Annotated in this window: 17 protein-coding genes; 9 read left to right on the forward strand and 8 right to left on the reverse strand. The window is 61.2% G+C overall.

The window, feature by feature from the left end; all coding sequences use genetic code 11:
- Window positions 1-28: 28 nt before the first annotated feature.
- Window positions 29-781, forward strand: coding sequence for a DNA repair protein RecO (gene recO / locus ACSSVG_RS20690; protein WP_231342857.1), 753 nt, complete (start codon window positions 29-31; stop codon window positions 779-781).
- Window positions 782-783: 2 nt separating this feature from the next.
- Window positions 784-1608: an isoprenyl transferase gene (locus tag ACSSVG_RS20695; protein ID WP_492416057.1), complete on the forward strand. Its 825-nt coding sequence runs from the start codon at window positions 784-786 to the stop codon at window positions 1606-1608.
- A 15-nt stretch (window positions 1609-1623) separates the two neighbouring features.
- Here the strand turns inward: ACSSVG_RS20695 and ACSSVG_RS20700 are convergent, their stop codons facing one another.
- From ACSSVG_RS20700 to ACSSVG_RS20710, 3 genes are read right to left on the reverse strand one after another with little or no spacing between them, the layout of a single operon-like run.
- On the reverse strand, window positions 1624-2697 hold the full coding sequence (locus ACSSVG_RS20700) for an alpha/beta hydrolase (RefSeq protein ID WP_492416059.1): 1074 nt from the start codon (window positions 2695-2697) through the stop codon (window positions 1624-1626).
- Complete coding sequence (locus ACSSVG_RS20705; RefSeq protein WP_231342853.1) at window positions 2694-3719, reverse strand: alpha/beta hydrolase; 1026 nt, start codon at window positions 3717-3719, stop codon at window positions 2694-2696. The genes ACSSVG_RS20700 and ACSSVG_RS20705 overlap by 4 nt, the downstream gene beginning before the upstream one ends.
- Before the next feature lie 9 nt (window positions 3720-3728).
- A complete protein-coding gene (locus ACSSVG_RS20710; RefSeq protein WP_231342852.1) occupies window positions 3729-5411 on the reverse strand; it encodes an FAD-binding dehydrogenase in 1683 nt (560 codons plus the stop codon).
- A gap of 68 nt (window positions 5412-5479) precedes the next feature.
- Between ACSSVG_RS20710 and ACSSVG_RS20715 the strand changes: the two genes are divergently transcribed.
- Complete coding sequence (locus ACSSVG_RS20715) at window positions 5480-6559, forward strand: quinone-dependent dihydroorotate dehydrogenase (protein ID WP_231342851.1); 1080 nt, start codon at window positions 5480-5482, stop codon at window positions 6557-6559.
- A gap of 74 nt (window positions 6560-6633) precedes the next feature.
- Here ACSSVG_RS20715 and ACSSVG_RS20720 read toward each other — a convergent pair whose 3' ends face one another.
- On the reverse strand, window positions 6634-7227 hold the full coding sequence (locus ACSSVG_RS20720; RefSeq protein ID WP_231342849.1) for a DUF3043 domain-containing protein: 594 nt from the start codon (window positions 7225-7227) through the stop codon (window positions 6634-6636).
- Window positions 7228-7342: 115 nt separating this feature from the next.
- Here ACSSVG_RS20720 and ACSSVG_RS20725 point away from each other — a divergent pair, with 115 nt between their 5' ends.
- The 5 genes from ACSSVG_RS20725 to ACSSVG_RS20745 all read left to right on the forward strand — a co-directional run bounded on the left by ACSSVG_RS20725 (window position 7343) and on the right by ACSSVG_RS20745 (window position 12528).
- The gene (locus tag ACSSVG_RS20725; protein WP_231342847.1) at window positions 7343-8776 is read left to right on the forward strand and encodes a dipeptidase; all 1434 of its coding nucleotides are present in this window, start codon (window positions 7343-7345) and stop codon (window positions 8774-8776) included.
- A gap of 172 nt (window positions 8777-8948) precedes the next feature.
- Entirely contained in the window at window positions 8949-9338 is a 390-nt protein-coding gene (locus tag ACSSVG_RS20730) for a HesB/IscA family protein (RefSeq protein ID WP_090821577.1), read from the forward strand.
- Between the two features lie 184 nt (window positions 9339-9522).
- On the forward strand, window positions 9523-10395 hold the full coding sequence (gene ctaC, locus ACSSVG_RS20735; protein WP_159699369.1) for an aa3-type cytochrome oxidase subunit II: 873 nt from the start codon (window positions 9523-9525) through the stop codon (window positions 10393-10395).
- Window positions 10396-10405: 10 nt separating this feature from the next.
- Window positions 10406-12130 carry an aa3-type cytochrome oxidase subunit I gene (gene ctaD, locus ACSSVG_RS20740; protein ID WP_159699372.1) on the forward strand — a complete coding sequence of 575 codons (1725 nt, stop codon included), beginning with the start codon at window positions 10406-10408 and terminating at the stop codon, window positions 12128-12130.
- Window positions 12127-12528 (forward strand): cytochrome c oxidase subunit 4, encoded by a 402-nt coding sequence (locus tag ACSSVG_RS20745; protein WP_231342844.1) that lies wholly within the window; start codon window positions 12127-12129, stop codon window positions 12526-12528. The genes ctaD and ACSSVG_RS20745 overlap by 4 nt, the downstream gene beginning before the upstream one ends.
- 110 nt (window positions 12529-12638) lie before the next feature.
- On the opposite strand, the gene ACSSVG_RS20750 is transcribed toward ACSSVG_RS20745, so the two are convergent.
- Window positions 12639-12932, reverse strand: coding sequence for an HPr family phosphocarrier protein (locus tag ACSSVG_RS20750; protein ID WP_231340109.1), 294 nt, complete (start codon window positions 12930-12932; stop codon window positions 12639-12641).
- Window positions 12933-13087: 155 nt separating this feature from the next.
- Here ACSSVG_RS20750 and ACSSVG_RS20755 point away from each other — a divergent pair, with 155 nt between their 5' ends.
- Window positions 13088-13876 (forward strand): GntR family transcriptional regulator, encoded by a 789-nt coding sequence (locus ACSSVG_RS20755; RefSeq protein WP_231340110.1) that lies wholly within the window; start codon window positions 13088-13090, stop codon window positions 13874-13876.
- Window positions 13877-14000: 124 nt separating this feature from the next.
- On the opposite strand, the gene qcrB is transcribed toward ACSSVG_RS20755, so the two are convergent.
- From qcrB to qcrC, 3 genes are all read right to left on the reverse strand, one after another.
- Window positions 14001-15674: a cytochrome bc1 complex cytochrome b subunit gene (gene qcrB / locus ACSSVG_RS20760; protein ID WP_492416064.1), complete on the reverse strand. Its 1674-nt coding sequence runs from the start codon at window positions 15672-15674 to the stop codon at window positions 14001-14003.
- Window positions 15652-16722: a cytochrome bc1 complex Rieske iron-sulfur subunit gene (gene qcrA / locus ACSSVG_RS20765; RefSeq protein WP_231340112.1), complete on the reverse strand. Its 1071-nt coding sequence runs from the start codon at window positions 16720-16722 to the stop codon at window positions 15652-15654. Before qcrA ends, qcrB begins: the two co-directional genes overlap by 23 nt.
- Before the next feature lie 97 nt (window positions 16723-16819).
- Complete coding sequence (gene qcrC / locus ACSSVG_RS20770; protein WP_231340113.1) at window positions 16820-17608, reverse strand: cytochrome bc1 complex diheme cytochrome c subunit; 789 nt, start codon at window positions 17606-17608, stop codon at window positions 16820-16822.
- Window positions 17609-17622: the final 14 nt, after the last annotated feature.

Here is a 17622-nt window from a genome sequence, read left to right on the forward strand (position 1 = left end):
GGATCCAGGCATAGTGCGAAGATTAGTTGTGGCCAATCCGTCGTTTGCAGCACGGTCCTACAGGGACGATGCCGTGGTGCTCCGTACCCACAAGTTGGGCGAGGCGGATCGCATCATCACTTTATTGACCAAACACCATGGGCAAGTCCGTGCCGTGGCAAAGGGCGTACGGAGGACCACCAGCCGGTTTGGGGCACGCCTGGAGCCATTCATGGTTGCGGACTTGCAGTTGGTTTCCGGGCGGACGCTCGACATCGTGACGCAGGCCGTAGCCAAGGGTGCTTACGGGAGCAGTATCGCTGCCGACTATGGGCGGTTTACCGTGGCTGCGGCCATGACCGAGACCGCCGAGAAACTGACGGATGCTGATACCGAATCCGGGACGGCCCAATATAATCTGTTGGTTGGTGCGCTGGCCGCCCTCAGCCGCTCCGACCATCCACCAGAACTCATCCTGGACTCCTACCTGCTGCGCGCTTTGGCTACAGGCGGGTGGGCGCCGAGTTTCACAGCTTGTGCCCGCTGTGGTCGCCCGGGACCACATACAGCCTTTGCCGCTCCGATTGGCGGAATGGTTTGCAGTGATTGCCGACCGCCCGGTTCGCCTGCGCCGGCACCGGAGACGGTAGTGCTGCTCGGTGCGTTGCTGACCGGCGATTGGGTCGTAGCCGATTCATCCGACCCGAGGCATCGGCGCGAAGCGGCGGGGCTGGTGGCCAGCTACCTGCAATGGCATCTGGAGCGGGCCTTGAAATCACTCAAACACGTGGAGCGAAGCTGACAGTGGCACTTGGTAAGAAGAGCAAGGCGATAACGGCCAGGACGGCACCAGTAGTTGCCCCTTACGGACACCCCTCCGGGGCATTGCCGCCGAATATCCCAAGTGAGCTCATTCCGCAGCACGTTGCCATCGTCATGGATGGCAACGGGCGTTGGGCCAATCAGCGTGGCCTCCCTCGCGTTGAAGGTCACAAAGCCGGCGAGCCTGCCCTGCTGGACGTGATGGCAGGAGCTATCGAGCTCGGCATCAAATACGTCAGTGTCTACGCGTTTTCAACGGAGAACTGGCGACGTTCGCCTGAGGAAGTCCGATTCCTCATGGGTTTTAACAAGGATGTGCTACGCCGTCAACGCAACCAGTTGGATGAGTGGGGCGTCCGTATCAGGTGGGCTGGTCGTCGGCCCCGCTTGTGGGGTTCGGTCATCAAGGAATTAGAGGAGGCCGAGGACTACACGCGGGCCAACGACACATGCACGTTGACCATGTGTGTTAATTACGGTGGCCGGGCTGAGATCGCCGACGCTGTTTCGGCTATTGCCCACGACGTCGCCGCAGGAAGATTAAAGCCCGGGGCGGTGTCCGAGAAGACCATCCAGAAGTACCTCGACGAGCCCGACCTCCCGGACGTGGACCTATTCCTGCGTAGTTCGGGGGAGCAGCGGCTCTCAAACTTCCTGCTGTGGCAATCGGCCTATGCGGAATTCGTTTTCATGGACACTCTGTGGCCGGATGTCGACAGAAGGACACTATGGGACGCCGTCGAGATCTATGCCAAGCGTGATAGGCGCTACGGGGGAGCAGTGGACGCTGCGCCCGCCAAGAACTAGCACACGCTTGCTGAATCAGTACGGGTATGCGGCCAGCCAGACGGCGACGTCGCGGTAGGCCTGTTGCCGGACGGTGCGTCTCGACAGAAAGATGTCATGAAGGGCGCCCGGGTAGCGGAACACAGCCGTCCGGCGGGCAAGGCCAAGCGCCCGTCGCGAGGTTTCCTCAACGTCAATGACCGCGTCCGCCCGCATCAGGTCAGCCGTCCACTCTGCTTGGATCCTGGTCCGCCCGGAGAGGAGCACCAGTACGGGGGCGTCAATGTTGAGCTTGCGCTCTACCGCCGCATGGCCAGCCAGTACGGCCTTCGTCCAACCAGCCCGGATGGGGAAGGAAACCCTCGGACGCCAGATTGGGTCGAGGATCCACTCGCCATGGGCTTCATTGCTGACACTCTCCCAATAGGCAGGCATCTCCGGAAAACGGAAGGGGCGTTTGGGGTCCGTGCGGGCAAAAGGCTCCACCAGGTGCATGGCGATACTGCGGACGAGGCTGCTGCCTTGAAGCTCAAGCCAGGGGGAATTCAGGACCAGGGTTCCCAACCTGCCCGGATTTCGGTCGGCCCAAAGCGCAGCGATCAAGCCCCCAAGGGAATGGCCAAGCATATGGATAGTGGGGGACGCACCGTTGCTGGTCCGTGCCGCCACGTCGCGTTCGATCTCCACTAAGGCAGCTGCAAGATCCTCGTCGTAGACGCTCAGGTCCGAGGTGTAGCCGGGCGTCTGGCCCGGCAACAAGCTACGGCCGAACTTGCGGAGGTCCAACGCATAGAAATGAAAGCCCGACGCCGTGAGGTACTCGGCAAGCTCGGTTTGCAGGAAGTAGTCTGCCCATCCATGCAAGTAGAGAACCACCCGCGGCGCTCCGCCAGGATCGGCCGGGGATGCGCGGCGCTTGCGTTTCGTGAACGACGTCAGGAAGTCGAGGATGCCTTGAGGCGAGGCCTGCTCAACCGGTGGGGCGTGCCTGACGAGCGTCGCTTTGACGGGCCCTTCATCATCGGCCTTGAGCGGCAGCTCGAGGCATTCGTAGCCGTGGCCAAGAATGTCGCGCTCCCACACTGATACCGACCCCTCCGTTGTGGTCATGTTTCCCCTTCCTGCTGGCCCTCCGGCACGGCGTCGTGCATGAACCCGTTGATCCACCTGGCCAGCCGCGCATATGCATCCTTTCGCACCGCAGGCGCCGACAGGAAGACGTCGTGCAGACCGCCGTCGATGCGTTCCAAGGTGACGCTGCGGCCCAATGCCATGGCCCTGAGCGCGATCACACCTACATCCAGGACCGCATCGGAACGGCGCATGGATTCGTGCCAAACCATTCCATTGGCGCTGGCGGTGGAGGTCAACACAAGGACAGGGATGTCCAGTTTCAGGCCCCGCGCAACCTGCGAATGTCCGGCAAATACGGCGCGAAGCCAACCGGCACGCACAGGGAACGCCAAAGGGGGCCTGTAATTCTCGTCCAAGGCCCATTCCCCTTCTGCGGTACTACTGATGCTGCGGAAGTAGAATCCTCGCTCAGGCAACTTCAAGATGGTCTCGGGTCGCAGCTTTGCAAGCGGTGCCACCATGGCCTGTGCAGCCCGGCGAACCAGTGAGCTGCCGTGCATTTCGAGCCAAGGACTGTCCAGGACGAGGAAATGGATCTCTCCTGGATGGCGGCTGGCCCACAAAGCGGCCACCAAACCCCCTGTTGAGTGCCCCATAAGTGTCAGCGTGCCGCGCGGTGATGCTGAGCGATCGGCCTGAATCACGCTGACGGCCCGATTGATCTCGGCATCGTAGTCCGTCAGGTTTGCAACGTAGCCGCCCGGTTTATCGGCCTGGAGGCTCCGTCCATGGTTGTGCATGTCCAGGGCGTAGAAGTCATATCCTTGCCCCGCCCAGAATCTGGCAAGCTCGGTATTGAAGAAGTAGTCGCTCCATCCGTGCAGGAACAAAACGGCACCAAACCGCTTCGGAGCGCCCTCACTGCGACCGGTATCCCCGTTCTTCGGCTCCACGCGGTGGCGGATCAGCGTGGCGTGGCGGACCACGCCATCGGTTCCCGTGGCATCAAGGCCACAGGATTGGAAGTCCGCTCCCAGGAAGTCTTCCGTCCACTCCATGGCCTTAGCTTAGACACTGGCGGTGGCTTCCCTGCCAGCCGCCCTCCCGGAGAAGAGGCAACCGCCCAGGAATGTTCCTTCCAATGCCCGGTATCCATGGATGCCGCCACCGCCGAATCCCGCTGCTTCGCCGGCTGCGTAGAGACCCGGGATGGCTTGCCCGTCACGGTCCAGGACCCTTGAACGAAGGTCCGTTGCGAGGCCGCCCAGGCTTTTCCTTGTCAATACGGAGAGCCGGATGGCAATCAGCGGGCCATGCGCCGGGTCAGTCAGCCGATGCGGTGGTGCCACCCGCATCAGTTTGTCCGTGGCAAATCGACGTGCTGCCCTGATGGCGGCGAGCTGTGGGTCCTTCCCAAGGCCGCTTGCCACTTGACGGTCCCGGGCGCTGATCAGTTCTTCAAGCGCGCGGGTTCCGATGAGGGAGTTGCCTGCGAGCTGGTTCATTCTTGAGGCCAGTTCCCCGGGTGATGACGCCTGCAGAAAGTCCACGCCCCGGTCCAGGAAACGCTGGATAGGTGTGTCGCCGGTTGGGCGCAGGCGTGATGCAAGCAGTCGGACGTCCTTGCCGGTGAGGTCGGGGTTCTGCTCGGAACCGGACAGGGCAAGTTCCTTGAGGGCAATGGTGCGGTTGAGGACAAACCATGAGTAGTCGTGTCCCGTTCCGACGATGTGGCGCAATGCCCCCAAGGAATCAAAACCGGGGAACAGCGGCGGGGGCAACTGGCGGCCCTTGGCATCGAGCCACAACGAGGAGGGCCCGGGCAGGATCCTTATTCCATGATTGGGCCATACAGGATCGTAATTGCGGATTCCTTCCGGGTAGTGCCACATGCGGTCGCCGTTGACCAAAGCAGCACCAGCGCTTGCCACGACGGGAAGGAAACTGCCGTCCACGGAAGCCGGCACGCCACTCAGCATGTGCTCGGGCGCCTTTCCCCCGGGCCACTGGCTGCGGACGGCGGCGTGATCGCCGCCGATGCCACCCGTGGTCACCACAACAGCGCCTGCCGTGGCCTCGAAACCACTGACGGCGACCCGCGCGGACGCTTGGCCCCGCATCGCCGTCGACGGTTCAAGAACCTCGCCCGAAACGCCCGTGATCCTGCCCGTCGTCGTTGTCAGCAACAGGGCGCGGTGCCTGAAGTGCAAACTGACCCGGCCGCTCCTTACGCCTTCCAGGACCTTGGCGAGAAACGGCTCCACCAAGGCAGGCCCCGTACCCCATGTGACGTGGAAGCGGGGGACGGTGTTGCCATGGCCTTCCGGCCCATAGCCGCCGCGTTCCGCCCATTGCACCAACGGGAAGATGCCAACGCCAAGGCTCCTAAGCCACGCCCGCTTCTCTCCGGCGGCGAAGTCGACGTACGCCTCGGCCCACTGACGGGCCGTCCCGTCTTCGGACCGGTCGAAAGCTGCGGAGGCGAGCCAGTCATGCAGGGCGAGATCAGCGCTGTCCCTGACGCCCAGACGCCGCTGCTCAGGGGTATTCACCATGAAAAGCCCGCCAAAAGACCAATGGGCTTGTCCACCCACGGAAGCTTCCGGCTCCTGATCCAGCACAGCCACCGTCTTGCCCGCGGCATAGGCTGTGGCGGCCGCAACCAGTCCGGACAGGCCTGCGCCGACCACTACGACGTCGGCATCGATCCTGCAGCGTCCATGATTTGCGTCACCATAATCCCCAGGCATGCGTACATGCTAGCGGGATTGGTGGTCATGGGTTTGGTGAGTTGTCCATGAGGCGGAAAACTAGGACCATGCGTGTTTACCCCACATTTTTCAAGCTGGCCTTTTCCTGGATGGATGCCGAGAAGGCACACAAGATCGGCTTCCAGGGAATCCGGGCAGCCCATCGCTCCGGTGCCGGCCGGATCCTTGCCCGGCTGACAGCTCCCGACGCTTCACTTCGCACGGAGGCGCTGGGACTGACGTTCCCGTCACCTTTCGGCCTGGCGGCAGGTTTCGACAAAGAAGGTCACGGCATCGAAGCGTTGGCTGAGCTTGGATTCGGGCATGTGGAGGTGGGAACCATCACGGGCCAGGCGCAGCCAGGCAATGAGAAGCCCAGGCTGTTCCGCTTGGTTGAGGACCGCGCGGTGATTAACCGGATGGGGTTCAATAACGACGGCGCCGCTTCAGTCGCGCCAAGGCTCAAGTCTGCGCGGGCTGCTTTGCAAAGGCAGCACCCGGACGTCCGCCCGGTTATCGGGGTTAACATCGGCAAGACCAAGGTGGTGGAACTCGACGATGCCACCGAGGATTACCTGGTGAGTGCACGCAGCCTGGCTCCCGCGGCTGACTACCTCGTAGTCAACGTCAGCTCTCCCAACACACCAGGTCTTCGCCTGCTCCAGAATGTGGAAACGCTGCGCCCGCTGTTGCGGGCAGTTGGGGACGCTGCTGATGAAGCTGCCGGACGCCACGTGCCCCTGCTGGTCAAGATTGCGCCGGATTTGTCCAATGACGACATCGACGACGTCGCTCGACTGGCCTTGGACCTGAAACTTGATGGAATCATCGCCACCAACACCACGATCTCCCGTGACGGACTGCTGTCCGATGCTGCGAAGGTTGAGTCACTGGGAGCAGGCGGATTGTCGGGGGCGCCCCTCAAGCATCGGTCTTTGGAGGTTCTACGGAGGCTCAAGGACGCTGTAGGGGACGAGTTGGTACTCATCGCCGTCGGTGGTGTGGAAACCGCAACGGATGTGCAGGAGCGAATGGATGCCGGCGCAACTTTGGTCCAGGGCTACACAGCATTCCTTTATGAAGGTCCATTCTGGGCCTCACGTATTAACAAGGGACTGGTAAAGATCCGCAAGAGGACGGCGCGTTAATCAGGCCACGAAAAGGAAGACCCCGGACCGTTGGTCCGGGGTCTTCCTTTGTCAGATGTCTGAGGCTTGGGCGCTTAGGCCGGGTACTGCCCACGCTTGACCTGCGGCTTGGGGAGGCGGAGCTTGCGGAACTGAAGGGCCCGCATGCAGCCGTACCAAACAGAGCCGCGTTCCACCTCGCCGAACTTCTCGGTAAGGCGCTTCCGAAGCTTGCGGGACAGGATGAAGACGTCAACGAAGACGGCCAGGAACATGATCCAGAACCCAATCAACACATAGCTGATGCCGGCGCTTGTGGGCGGAATGATCAGGGAGATCACCACGAACAGCAAAGCACCGAACATGAGGTACTCACCGAGGCTGAAGCGAGCGTCCACATAGTCCCGTGTGTAGCGCTTTTGGGGACCCTTGTCGCGGAGGGGAAGGAACTTCTCGTCGCCCGTATCGAGCGCCTGCCGCATCTTCTGCCGCTGGTCCTGGATGGCTACCCGTTCCGCTGCCTTGGAAGCCTTGCGGTCGTTGGGCACCAGGGGGCGCTTGCGGGCAGCTTCCTGGTCCTTCCGCTTGGGCGTGGGGGCGCCCTTCGCGCCGCCGGGCTCCGGGGCGGTGGCGTAGGCCTGGTCTACTACTGATTGAGCGCTGGGCTCTTCCTTTTTGCGTCCGAACACCCATACAGAATACCCCTCACGGAGGTGGCGTAGGTTACGCCTCCGTATGCCCGGCCTTGATCGCGCCGGGCCGCGCCTGCCCTGGCGGACGAATCCCCGGCGGTAAAGTGTGGCCATGACTTCAGCACATGCGGAGATCCCGCAGAACAAGCAAGGGCACTCCGGCGAAACTCCGGTCGAAGCACTCACAGCAGCGGTTAACGATTCCTTCGAAAGCACGATGGAATCCCTTAAGGAACTCGTCGGCATTCCGGGCATTGCATGGGCCAGTTTTGACCCGATCGAACTCGATCGAAGCGCCGAAGCAGTGGCTGCCATGGTCGAGGCCTCGGGGATGGAAGAAGTGCACATTCTGCGCAGCAGCAAAGCCGACGGAACCCCCGGTGGCCCTGCCGTCGTCGCGCGTCGTCCAGCCGCCGACGGCAAGCCAACAATCCTGCTGTACGCCCACCACGATGTCCAACCCCCGGGGGACAGGAGCCTGTGGAACTCGGAGCCCTTCGTCGCCGAAGAACGCGACGGCCGGCTCTATGGCCGTGGTGCTGCCGACGACAAAGCCGGAATCATGGCCCACTTGGCCGCCTACAGTGCCGTGACCAAGGTTCTGGGTGAAGAGTTTGGACTTGGCGTGACGTTCTTCTTCGAAGGTGAGGAAGAGGCAGGGTCGCCTACCTTCCGTACGTTCCTCGAGGAACACCAGGAGCTCCTGCGGGCCGACGTCATTGTGGTCGCCGACTCCAGTAACTGGAAGGTGGGTGTTCCCGCCCTGACCACCAGCCTCCGGGGTCTGGTGGACGGAACGTTCGAGGTGCGCGTCCTGGACCATGCGGTCCATTCCGGCATGTTTGGTGGTCCGGTACTCGATGCCCCCACGCTTTTGTCGCGCCTCATTGCGACCCTTCACGACGACGACGGCAACGTTGCTGTCGAAGGCCTGGTGGCACGCGATGACGTGGCGGTCGATCTTGCCGAGGCGGACTACCGTGCTGATGCATCAGTGCTCGACGGCGTGAAGCTCGCCGGCAGCGGGACAATCGCCTCACGTCTGTGGACCAAACCGGCACTGTCCATCATTGGCATGGACGTCCCCTCAGTTGACGTTGCCTCCAACACCCTTATTCCCGCTGCCCGTGCGAAGTTCAGCATGAGGCTGGCCCCTGGGCAGGACCCGGAAGCCGCGATGGATGCTTTGAAGCGGCATGTGGAAGCGCATGCGCCCTTTGGGGCCAAGGTGACTTTCAGCCCGGGGGAGCGGGGCAACGCTTTCTCCACAGACACTTCCTCGGCTGCCGCGCGCGTGGCGCTCTGGGCGCTGGGTGAGTCGTGGGGAGTACAGCCCGTGGAAACGGGAATCGGCGGTTCCATACCGTTCATTGCCGATCTCCTGGACTTGTATCCGGAAGCCCAGATCCTGGTGACCGGAGTGGAAGACCCCGATTCCCGGGCGCACAGTGCTAACGAATCGCTGCACATCGGCGATTTCCGCCATGCAGTGTTGGCTGAGGCACTGATGCTCGCCCGGCTTAATGCCGACGGGCTCGGGGACTAGCCTAGGAAGGCTGCGCGGCGCGCCGGGAACAACGAAATGCTGTCTGTGGTTACGTCAGGAGTTATAGCTAAGCGTCTGTGCGACGTAGCATTAGCTATAACCCGTACGTAATTGGGTAAGGGCAGGCAGCGTCCCGGCGCGGCCTCCAAGAGCTTCATAAGAAGGTAGGCCAATGAGCACTGCAACCAACGAAAACAGCACCGGAGCGCAGGTCGTCTCCAACGACGAACTGCCCACGCACGAGGTCAATCTGACCGACGTCGCCGCAGGCAAGGTCCGCAGCCTCCTCGAGCAGGAAGGGCGCACCGACCTTCGGCTGCGCGTTGCAGTCCAGCCTGGAGGATGCTCCGGCCTGATCTACCAGCTTTACTTCGATGAGCGCATGCTCGACGGAGACGCTGTGCGCGACTACGACGGCGTTGAGGTCGTAGTAGACAAGATGAGCGTTCCCTACCTCAGCGGCGCCAGCATCGACTTCGAGGACACCATTTCGAAGCAGGGTTTCACCATCGATAACCCGAATGCCGGCGGGTCATGCGCCTGCGGCGATTCGTTCCACTGATGTGAGCCATCGCCGCATGTCGGCGCCCCTTCGGACTGGTTTGAAACCGTTCGGAGCCACGGCGCTGACATGTGCGCGAAATCCGCTTGATAGCGGTAAGCTCTACATCGGGTAGTAAAACTTTTTAGTGTGCCCGGTGAGCCTTCGGCCTGCCGGGAGACAGCAACAAGAGGAAGGGCCGTCTGTGAGTTCGCAGAACCGAACCGGCAGCCGACGCATAAAGATCACATCGATCACTGGCTTGGCACTCGCCGGCGCGTTGGTTTTGACCGGATGTTCACCAGAGGTAGAGAAGGGTTGGCTGCCTACAGAGCGCGGCACGACCAACCACACTGACCGGATCATGGACCTCTGGGTCAACTCATGGATCGCCGCCTTGGCAGTCGGTATCATCACGTGGGGCCTTCTGGTCTGGTGCATCATCGCTTACCGCCGCCGCAAGGGCACCACGGGTTTCCCGAAGCAGCTCAGCTACAACCTGCCGCTCGAGGTCTTCTACTTGACCATCCCGCTGTTCATGGTGCTGGTGTTCTTCTACTTCACCGACCAGGACCAGCGCGCGATCGATGACCGCTCGCAGCCTGCCGACGTCGTTGTCGACGTCCGCGGCAAGCAGTGGGCCTGGGACTTCAACTACAAAAAGGGCGAGGTCATCAATGAAGACCTCCACGAGGCCGGCGTCCAGGCGCACCTGACCGGAAACGATGTCAACAAGGAACTTCTCCCCACTCTCTACTTGCCCGTTGGCAAGTCCGTGGACCTGGAGCTGAACTCCCGCGACGTCATCCACTCATTCTGGGTCCCCGCGTTCCTCCAGAAGCGCGACATGATCCCTGGCAAGACGAACTACATCAGGTTCACGCCCACCAAGGAAGGCACCTTCGACGGTAAGTGTGCCGAACTCTGCGGTGAATACCACTCCGAAATGCTTTTCCGCGTCAAGGTTGTCTCCGAGTCTGAGTTCCAGGCACACATGGACAAGCTTCGCCAGGAAGGCAACACGGGCCTCCTCGGTGCGGAATACGACCGCAACCCGAACCTGAACGAAACCAAGTAAGGGGAGCGACGTGGCTACGTACACTCAATCCGCCGCGGGGGTCCTAGACGCTCCCGTAGTTCCTAAATCCAAGGGGCGCATCGTCGTCAACTGGATCACCTCCACCGACCACAAAACCATCGGGTACATGTACCTGATAGCGTCCTTCGTGTTCTTCTGCCTCGGTGGCGTCATGGCGCTGTTGATCCGCGCTGAACTGTTCGAACCCGGAATGCAGATCCTGCAGACCAAAGAGCAGTACAACCAGATGTTCACGATGCACGGCACTGTGATGCTCCTGATGTTCGCAACGCCGCTCTTTGCCGGCTTCGCGAACGTCATTATGCCGTTGCAGATTGGCGCCCCCGACGTCGCCTTCCCGCGCTTGAACGCCTTGGCTTTCTGGTTCTTCCTGTTCGGCTCCACCATCGCGGTCTCCGGCTTCATCACCCCGCAGGGTGCTGCGTCCTTTGGCTGGTTCGCCTATGCTCCGTTGTCCAACACGACATTCAGTCCGGGCGTCGGTGGTGACTTGTGGGTCTTTGGACTTGCACTCTCCGGTTTCGGAACCATCCTTGGTGCCGTCAACTTCATCACCACCATCATCTGCATGCGCGCACCGGGCATGACCATGTGGCGTATGCCGATCTTCACCTGGAACACCCTCGTCACTGCGATCCTGGTCCTGATGGCCTTCCCGCCGCTGGCAGCAGCACTGTTTGCTCTCGGTGCCGACCGCCGCTTCGGCGCCCACATCTTTGATCCCGAAAACGGCGGTGCCGTCCTCTGGCAGCACCTGTTCTGGTTCTTCGGACACCCTGAGGTGTACATCATCGCGTTGCCGTTCTTCGGCATCGTCTCCGAGATCTTCCCCGTCTTCAGCCGCAAGCCCATCTTTGGCTACAAGGGCCTGGTCTATGCGACCATCGCCATTGCTGCGCTCTCCGTCACGGTGTGGGCACACCACATGTATGTGACCGGATCGGTGCTGCTGCCGTTCTTCGCGTTCATGACCATGCTGATTGCAGTCCCAACCGGTGTGAAGTTCTTCAACTGGATCGGTACGTTGTGGCAGGGCTCCATCACCTTCGAGACGCCCATGCTCTGGAGCATCGGCTTCCTGGTGACGTTCCTCTTCGGTGGACTGACGGGTATCATCCTGGCCTCCCCGCCGCTGGACTTCCACGTCTCGGACTCCTACTTCGTGGTTGCCCACTTCCACTACGTGGTCTTCGGTACGGTCGTGTTCGCGATGTTCGCAGGGTTCTACTTCTGGTGGCCCAAGTGGACCGGCAAGATGCTCAACGAACGTCTCGGCAAGATTCACTTCTGGCTGCTGTTCCTGGGCTTCCACGGCACGTTCCTTATCCAGCACTGGCTGGGTGTGGAAGGCATGCCGCGTCGATACGCCGACTACATGCCGCAGGATAACTTCACGTGGATGAACCAGTTCTCCACTATTTCCTCCTTCGTACTGGGCGCATCGCTGCTGCCGTTCTTCTGGAACGTCTACATCACGTGGCGCAGCAACAAGAAGGTTGAAGTCGATGACCCCTGGGGCTTTGGTGCTTCGCTGGAATGGGCAACGTCCTGCCCGCCGCCGCGCCACAACTTCACCTCCTTGCCCCGTATCCGCTCCGAGCGCCCGGCTCTGGACCTTCACCACCCGGAGTTGGCCCAGGTTCACACTGCCGAGGCCCCGTCGCCCGCAGCAGCTGTCTTGGGTAACGCCGACCAAAGGGACGTCAACAAATGAAAATTGAATCGTGGCTCTTCGGAGCCGGAGTCTTCTTCTTCGTCCCCGTAGCCATTGCTTATGGCTTCCTGACCGAATGGTCTGAGTGGGTAGGTGTCCTGGGCATCCTCCTGGTTGGCGGTCTCGCGGGCATGATCGGCGCCTACCTTGGCTTCACCGGCAAGCGGATTGGCCTTCGTCCGGAGGATCGTCCGGATGCTGAAGTTCATGAGGGTGCAGGCGAACAGGGCCACTTCAGCCCTTGGAGCTGGTGGCCCCTGGTCCTCGGCCTGGCATGTGCCGGCGGATTCCTCGGCCTCGCGATTGGCTTCTGGGTAACCTACGTCGCCGGTGGCCTCGCCCTGGTGGCATTGGTCGGTTGGGTTTTCGAATACAGCCGCGGCGACCACGCACACTAGTAGTCAGCAAGACAGAAGAATGGGCCCCACCTCACGGTGGGGCCCATTCTCTTTAAGCTCATGCCGAGGATCCGGCACGAGGTCGTTCAGCCTGGGGCGGGTAGTACCTCTCAGCGGGCCTCTATGGCCTCAAGAACGGCCGAGAGGGCTATCAGCGCATTCTCGGCTCCCGACAGCGTCTGTTCGGCGCTGAGGGCACCTGGTTGCACCTCTAGATAGACTTCACAGCCGTGACCGAAGTCTTCGGTCATGACCTCAAGTAGGGAGCGGGCGTCGACTGGTTGACCACCCTGCTTTCGAATGGTGACCGGCATACCGGTTTCGGTGACGGCGCGGACGAATACCGCGGCCGCCCGGGCGTGCAATCCGATTTCGGCGGCAACGAAGGCCTTCTGCTCCGGCAACCCAACTCCTTTGTTATGACGGTGTCCCGTCAGAAAATGATCCATACCAGCGTAGCCTCAGGGGGAGTGCCTGCTCCACATCGCGGTTCAGTGGTCTAGACCTGAAGCCTCACTGAATTATCCTTGATACATGACTCATTTGCTGGACAGCTGCCGTGCCTGAGGCGGCAAACATTGCCGGCGAGATCGACCGCAGCAGCGGCACGCCAATCTATGTTCAATTGCGTGAAATCCTCCGGGCCTTCATTGCGCAATCCTGCCCGCCTGGATCAGCGCTTCCGTCCGAGAGGGATCTTTCGGAACGCTTCGGTCTGGCGCGTATGACCGTTCGTCAGGCCATCGACGCCTTGGTGGGTGAAGAGGTGATCGAGCGCGTAGTAGGGCTTGGAACGTTCGTCAGAAAGCCAAAGCTTGATCTCCAAGTCAAGCTCACTTCCTACAGCGAGGAAATGCAGCGGCGAGGCATGGTTCCTGCGGCCAAGGTGCTGAGTTTCGAACAGATTGGTGCCAGTGCGTTCCTCGCCCGGGAGCTCCAGTTGGAGGAGGGTACCCCGTTGGTTCGCTTCCGACGACTTCTGCTGGCCGACAACGAGCCAATGAGCGTTGACGAGAACTTTATCCCGGCGCACAGGGTTCCGGGACTGCTGGATGAGGCACCACCTACCTCGCTGTACAACGTTTTGAGCGAACGCTTCGGCTTGGTCATGGAGTGGGGTGAGGACATGATTGAGGCCACAGCTGCCTCTCCCTCCACGGCGAGACTCCTTAACGTCGACGTCGGTGCCCCCTTGCTCAAGATTCAGCGCCACGCCTTCGTCGCCCGCGCCATGGTGGACTATTCAGTTTCCTACTATCGGGCAGACCGCTATAAACTTTGGGTTCCCCTGCAGCGACCAGGGGTACGGCCTACGAGAAACTATTCGTCGGGATACCGAACCCAGTAGCACTCCAAGGGTAGCTCCCGGGCCAAACACCATGGGCTTGGCGCGGACAGTCCATTAAAGAAGACAAAAAAAGCAGGGCCCGGTCGGATGGACCGGGCCCTGCTTTTTTGTCGAGTGCTAAGCCCTAGTGGCTCAGGCTCTTCTGGTCTTCGCCAGCTGCAATGGCCTCGTGGTGGCCGTGTGCGTGGGCGGCTTCGAGCTCTGCCGGAGTTGCCGGGGCAACGCGGTCCTCGAAGAACCACTTGGAAAGTGCCGCGCGGCGCTTTTCCTTACGGGTGACAACGCCATGTTCGTTCGGTTCGGCCGGCAGGGGAGTCGGCGATTCGAACCCAACGAGCTTGTACCGCTTGTACTCGTCAAGCGGAGCGTGGACCTCAATGAACTCACCGTGGGGGAGCCGGACAATTCGTCCGGTTTCACGGCCGTGCAAGGCAATTTCGCGGTCCTTGCGCTGGAGCGCGAGAGCGATTCGCTTGGTCACGATGAAAGCAAGGATCGGGCCGATGAAGAACAGCGTCCGGAGCCAGTAGGTCACATCGTTCAGCGATACGTGGAAGTGCGTCGCAATAAGGTCGGATCCAGCTGCAGCCCACATCACGCAGTACCAGGTGAACCCTGCAACACCGATCGCCGTGCGGGTAGGAGCATTGCGCGGACGATCGAGAACGTGGTGTTCGCGGTTGTCCTTGGTGATCCAGCGTTCGATCCACGGGTACATGAACAGCACAGTGAAGATGATTCCGGCGGGTACAAGTGCCGGAAGCAATACGTTCAACGTCAAGGTACGTCCGAAGATGACCCACTCGAAGTGGAAGTCGTTGATGACGCCGGGCATGAGGCGCAGCGCACCATCGACAAAGCCGATGTACCAGTCGGGCTGGGTACCAGCGGAAACCGGAGAGGGGTCGTAGGGCCCGTAGTTCCAGATCGGGTTGATCGTGAAAGCAGCTGCCATGAGCGCCAGGACGCCGAAGACGATGAAGAAGAATCCACCGGCCTTGGCTGCGTAGACCGGGCCGAGGGGGTAGCCGACGACGTTGCCGTCGTTGCGACCGGGGCCGGGGTACTGGGTGTGCTTGTGCACAACCACCATGAAGAGGTGGATCACGATCATCAGCAGGATGAGCGCGGGGACCAGCAGGATGTGCAGGACATAAAGGCGGCCAATGATGGCGGTACCCGGGAATTCTCCCCCGAAGAGGAAGAACGAGGTGTACGTGCCGATGACCGGGATCGACTTGATCACGCCGTCGATGATGCGCAGACCGTTACCGGAGAGCAGGTCATCGGGGAGCGAGTAGCCGGTGAAGCCTGCTGCCATTGCCAGTATGAGCAGGACGCCGCCCACCACCCAGTTCATTTCGCGGGGCTTACGGAACGCACCCGTGAAGAAGACGCGCAGCATGTGAACACCAAGGGATGCCACGAACAGCAGGGCTGCCCAGTGGTGTACCTGGCGCATGAACAGGCCGCCACGGACGTCGAACGAGATATTCAGCGAAGAGCTGTAAGCAACGGACATTTCGACGTTATACAGCGGAGTGTATGAACCCTGGTAATGGGTTTCCGCCATCGACGGATCGAAGAAGAACGTCAGGAATGTACCTGACATCAGCAGGATGACGAAGGAGTACAGCGCCACCTCACCGAACATGAACGACCAGTGGTCGGGGAACACCTTCCGGCCGAACTCACGCAGGATGCCGGAGCCGCCCACACGCTCGTCCACGAAGTTGGTGAAACTACCAACCTTGGTCTTCGGAACGAAGGGGGCTTCAGCTGTTGATGAGGCGCTCATGCTCGTCACGCTCCCAGTAACTCGGTCCTACAGGTTCTCTGAAGTCGCTCGTGGCGACGAGGTAGCCCTCTGCGTCAACTGCGATGGGCAGCTGGGGGAGCGGACGGCTTGCCGGTCCGAAGATGACCTTGCATTCCTGCGTAAGGTCAAAAGTGGACTGGTGGCAGGGGCACAGAAGGTGGTGCGTCTGCTGCTCATAGAGAGCAACCGGGCAACCGACGTGCGTGCAGATCTTGGAGTAGGCAACGATTCCGTTGTAGCTCCAGCTTTCTCGGCCCTCGGAGGGGTTCAAAGAGTTGGGATCCAGGCGCATCAGCAGAACGACGGCTTTTGCCTTCTCGTTCAGCTTGCCTTCGTGGAGCTCGTTGAGGCCTTCGGGGATGACGTGGAAGGCCGAGCCGATGGTGACGTCCGAGGCCTTGATGGGGGTGCCATCGGGGTCGCGGGTCAGGCGCTTGAGTTTTCCGTCCTGGGGAGCCCACATGGTGTGTGCCAAGGCATCGTCAGGACGCGGTCCCAGGTCGCCGAAGATGGCGAGAGCGGGCAGCGGGGCAAGCGCAACGGCACCAAGAAGGGTGTTGCGGATCAGCGGGCGGCGCTTGATGCCGGTCTCATCGACGATGTCGTCGACGATCCGGACTGCTGCCTGCCGATCTTCTTCGGTACGGATAGCGTGGCGCTCTTCAGACACTTCGTGATCGGGCATCAGGGCCTTGGCCCAGTGCACGATGCCGGTGCCGATACCAAGCATCGCGAAGGCCGTACCGAGTCCCAGAAGAAGGTTCTGGGTACGGATGGTCGCAATGGTGGTGTCGTCGCCAAGGTCGATGGCAAAGTATGCCACCAGGAAGACCAGCGTTCCGATGACGGAGGTGCCAAACAGAATGGCTACCTGACGCTCGGCGCGCTTTGCGGCTACCGGGTCCGTGTCAGCCAGGCGCAAACGATGCGGAGGGAGTCCAGGATCCTGGAACTTCTCCACCTCATTCTGACCAGCCGTAGCTACGGTGCCCGAGTGGTTCGGACTGCCGTCACTATGGTTGCCCATAATTCGCCTCATCCTTCTCTCGTTGTCCCGGCCGGAGCCGAGTTATTTTCAGTTTCAAACTGCTGACCATGCAGCAGAAGTTTTTGTGGTGTCCGGATCAGGACGTACGGGACGTCAGCCAGATCGTGAATGCGATGATGACACCCAAGCCGGCAACCCAAACGAAGAGGCCTTCGGATACGGGTCCAAGTGAACCCAGGTCGGCGCCACCGGGTGAACCGTCGGCTTCGATGGTCTTCAGGAAGGTGATGATGTCGCGCTTGTCTTCAGGCGTGATATTGGAATCATTGAAGACGGGCATGTTCTGCGGGCCGGTCGCCATGGCTTCGTAGATGTGCTCTGCGCTGACACCTGCCAACGCGGGGGCAAACTTACCGCGGGTCAGGGCGCCGCCGGCAGCGGCAGCGTTGTGGCACATGGCGCAGTTGACTCGGAAGAGTTCGCCACCGTTGGCTGCATCTCCCTTGCCGTCCAGGAGGTGTTCCTCGGGGATGGCCGGGCCTGCGCCGAGGGAAGCAACGTAAGCAGAGAGCTGCTTGGTCTGCTCCTCGTTGAACTGGGCGGGCTTCTGCTGGGCCTGCGGTCCGCTCATCTGCATGGGCATACGACCGGTACCAACTTGGAAGTCAACTGCAGCAGCACCCACGCCGACCAGCGAGGGGCCGTCCTGGGTTCCGGACGCACCCATGCCGTGGCAGGTGGCGCAGTTGGCGGCAAAGAGCTTGCCGCCTTCTTCTACGTCACTTGCGCTGAAGCTTGTGGTGTCGGCCTTGGCCTGGTTGACAGTTGTGGCAACGGCGTAGAGCCCACCAGTGAGGAGGAGGCCCATCAACAACAGCGCTATGGCTGCCAGTGGGTGACGTCGCTTCTGCGAGAGTGCCTTCACGTGGTGGTTCCTTT

Source organism: Paenarthrobacter sp. E2MeOHC11 (assembly GCF_058744955.1).

What these genes read in the sequence shown, in the direction of transcription:
- ACSSVG_RS20705 (WP_231342853.1), bottom strand. Translation starts at nt 3,719, where the DNA reads ATGGAGTGGACGGAAGACTTCCTGGGAGCGGACTTCCAATCCTGTGGC.
- qcrA (WP_231340112.1), bottom strand. Translation starts at nt 16,722, where the DNA reads ATGGGCAACCATAGTGACGGCAGTCCGAACCACTCGGGCACCGTAGCT.
- ACSSVG_RS20700 (WP_492416059.1), bottom strand. Translation starts at nt 2,697, where the DNA reads ATGACCACAACGGAGGGGTCGGTATCAGTGTGGGAGCGCGACATTCTT.
- ACSSVG_RS20725 (WP_231342847.1), top strand. Translation starts at nt 7,343, where the DNA reads ATGACTTCAGCACATGCGGAGATCCCGCAGAACAAGCAAGGGCACTCC.
- qcrB (WP_492416064.1), bottom strand. Translation starts at nt 15,674, where the DNA reads ATGAGCGCCTCATCAACAGCTGAAGCCCCCTTCGTTCCGAAGACCAAG.
- ACSSVG_RS20730 (WP_090821577.1), top strand. Translation starts at nt 8,949, where the DNA reads ATGAGCACTGCAACCAACGAAAACAGCACCGGAGCGCAGGTCGTCTCC.
- ACSSVG_RS20710 (WP_231342852.1), bottom strand. Translation starts at nt 5,411, where the DNA reads ATGCCTGGGGATTATGGTGACGCAAATCATGGACGCTGCAGGATCGAT.
- ACSSVG_RS20715 (WP_231342851.1), top strand. Translation starts at nt 5,480, where the DNA reads ATGCGTGTTTACCCCACATTTTTCAAGCTGGCCTTTTCCTGGATGGAT.
- ACSSVG_RS20745 (WP_231342844.1), top strand. Translation starts at nt 12,127, where the DNA reads ATGAAAATTGAATCGTGGCTCTTCGGAGCCGGAGTCTTCTTCTTCGTC.